This window comes from Enterococcus sp. LJL90, assembly GCF_056924355.1.
Genome location: NZ_JBXPBQ010000036.1, coordinates 1 through 2,674, shown reverse-complemented (window position 1 = coordinate 2,674; position 2,674 = coordinate 1). Strand labels below are relative to the sequence as shown.

The window sequence follows — 2,674 nt, the reverse complement described above, 5'->3', positions numbered from 1 at the left end:
ATCTTTTCGAATAAGCCGTCAATCGCCGTCAAAATATAATCAAAAACGCTGTCATATTGGCGTTATATTTTGTTTCTTTTACTTAACTAAAACAAGATGTAATTATATCACAAAATATTAGGAGAGTACTACGGAATTATGTATAAAATAAACTCAACCATTCATGTGAACTACCTATGGAAATCGTTTGTTCTTCTTTTTTTCTTCCTATTCATAACTATTCTGATGCCTACTAGAGTTCATGCAGCAGATACGGAAGACCCGTTAGGGTTCTCGGTCGAAGCTGTACGCCCCGATACCCAAATTGATCAGAATAAAACGTTCTTCTTTATTAAAACGGAACCCGGCCAGCCACAAGAATTAAAAGTGAAAGTGACAGGAACCGGATCTGAATCGGTAAAAATTAAAGTGTATGTCGCAAATGCTGTCACAAGTGAAGAAGCCACGATTGATTATGTCGCTGGAAAAGAAAATAATAGTACATTAGTGAACTCCGTAGAAGAAATAACGTCTATTGATCAAACCGAAATAGAGGTAGCTCCAGAAGAGACGAAGGAAGTGACGCTTACGGTTTCTCCTCCAGCCGAGAGTTATACAGGCGCAAAGATTGGAGCAGTCTATTTTGAGAAGGTGACAGAAGAAGAATCGACGGACGCTGTAAACAGTCAATATGCGTACAGAATTGGAATCATAGCGTCTGGGGATGGAGCGGTTGATTATAGCCGAGGACAGACATTGAGTTTGCTTAGCGCTGAGCCAGAGCTCCTTAGGCTACAAAAAACGATTGGATTAACGTTTGAAAATCCTGAGTCTCAGGTCATTTCAGATTTTTCAATGAAGATTGAAATAGTAGATAAAGAAAGTGGTGCGGTTGTAAAAACACAATCGATGAACAAAGGATCGATTGCACCTAACAGTCAGTTTACCTATCCGGTCGATTGGGGAATAGATGCGATACCAAGTGGTACGTATATTGCTCGAGTCAGTGCGCAAAGTAATCTACACGAGTGGGAACTTGAACAAGAATTTACCATAAGTGCTGAGAAGGCTAAAGAAATGAATGATGAGACTGTGTTTAAGTTGACCTTACCTTCTTGGTTTTATATCTTAACTATTTTGATTACAATTGGCACTTTTGGTTTGACTGTTTATCTTGTCATAAGGGGAAAGAGTTGGAAAAAGCAACGAAGTGCTGAGATACGGAAAAGAAAGAAGAATAGGAAAAGGCCAATCAAAGGAGGAGCATAAATGAGCAAAAATTTGGGTCGAGTTATGGGGACAGTTCTTTTAGTGTTGAGTCTATGTTTGGTGACACTGCCGACAGTTCATGCAAGTGGAACATCGAACTCCTTAGGAACTGATGCAGGTATCGGCTTTTCAAGTGACAGTACGACGCCATCTTCTTCAAGTAGTAGTGGGAGAGATACCCTACCTTCAACAGGTGGAGGCACAACGGGTGGAAAGCTCCCCCAAACGGGGGAATTGACCACTCCCTTTATCTTGCTTTTGGTTGGATGGGCGGTGGTCATCTTATCTGTAACGGTCTACCTGTTGATAAAAAAAAAGAATGAGAAAGAAACGGAGGAATATGAATGATGGTTTACTATTGGGTCGCAGGACTAGGCATAGTTGGCTTGATTGGCATGATTGGATTTTGCCTATTTATTTTACGAGACATCAAAATGAATCGGGTGCTGAAAAAAAATAAGATGGTTTTCTTAGTCAATCTAGGGTTATTACTTTTTTCGGTCTTATCTTTTAGTTTCACGATTATGATGTTTTTCTCCTTAAGAGATCAACTTGTGTTATTAGGATAATAAAACAACTGTACAAAACAATGGATTGTTAGAGTAACTTTCTCCAATACTTAAAGAAATTTGAATAAGTAAAAGGGGAAAATAAATTATGAATAAAAAGTTCTTATTTGGCTTCGCAACAGTAGCACTTGGTGCTGCATTTGTAGCAACAACACCAGTACAAGCTGCAGCAGACGATACTGCAACAAAAATGACGACAGACGCTGGGATTGGATTCTCAACTTTTAATCCTGGACCTGGACCATTTTATAAAAACTTAGCACTGACATTCGTACCAAAATCTTTCCAATTTGGTAATGCGAATACTGCAAGTGCTAATGCTCAAACTTACAAACAAACAGATGCGCCTAGTGGCGGCCAATATGTTGGTGTTTCTGATGATAGAGATACTAAAACAGCTTGGAACGTATCCGCGACATTAGCTGATTTTAAAAGTACTACGAAAGATAGTACTGACACATTAGCAAACGCAGAATTAGCGATGACACTTAGTGCTACTCAAAAATTTGCGATGGATGGTGCGACTGCAGATGCATCAGGTGTCCCAACACCGTCTTCAACTACTTTATCTGCATTAGATGCATCTGTTGCTAGTTTGTATTCAGGTACTGCTTCAGAAACTGTTAAATTGACCGCTGGAGGTGCAGGTAAAACTGTTATGAGTTATACATTGCCTACTACAGGTTCAGCTGCAACAGGAACTGCAGCTGTGGCTAGAACAGTTTCAGACGTTAACTTGACAGTTAAAGGTGGTAGCGCAAAAGAAAACAATCAATACAAGAGTACAGTGACTTGGGTATTGTCTGACACTGGTACAGATAGCCCAACTGCTTAGTTCCGAATCAGTAACAACAGTA

4 protein-coding genes are annotated in these 2,674 nt (G+C 39.7%); all 4 read left to right on the top strand.

All coding sequences use genetic code 11. From position 1 onward, the window contains the following. Positions 1-138 precede the first annotated feature (138 nt). Positions 139-1,248, top strand: coding sequence for a WxLIP family cell surface protein (locus tag AC1Z3S_RS19890; RefSeq protein WP_461741819.1), 1,110 nt, complete (start codon positions 139-141; stop codon positions 1,246-1,248). Beyond that, positions 1,249-1,596, top strand: a complete 348-nt coding sequence (locus tag AC1Z3S_RS19885; protein WP_461741818.1) for an EF2685/EF0750 family sortase-dependent surface protein — start codon at positions 1,249-1,251, stop codon at positions 1,594-1,596. Continuing rightward, on the top strand, positions 1,593-1,817 hold the full coding sequence (locus tag AC1Z3S_RS19880; protein ID WP_461738618.1) for a hypothetical protein: 225 nt from the start codon (positions 1,593-1,595) through the stop codon (positions 1,815-1,817). The genes AC1Z3S_RS19885 and AC1Z3S_RS19880 overlap by 4 nt, the downstream gene beginning before the upstream one ends. Positions 1,818-1,905: 88 nt before the next feature. Further along, positions 1,906-2,652 (top strand): WxL domain-containing protein, encoded by a 747-nt coding sequence (locus tag AC1Z3S_RS19875; RefSeq protein WP_461741817.1) that lies wholly within the window; start codon positions 1,906-1,908, stop codon positions 2,650-2,652. Positions 2,653-2,674: the final 22 nt, after the last annotated feature.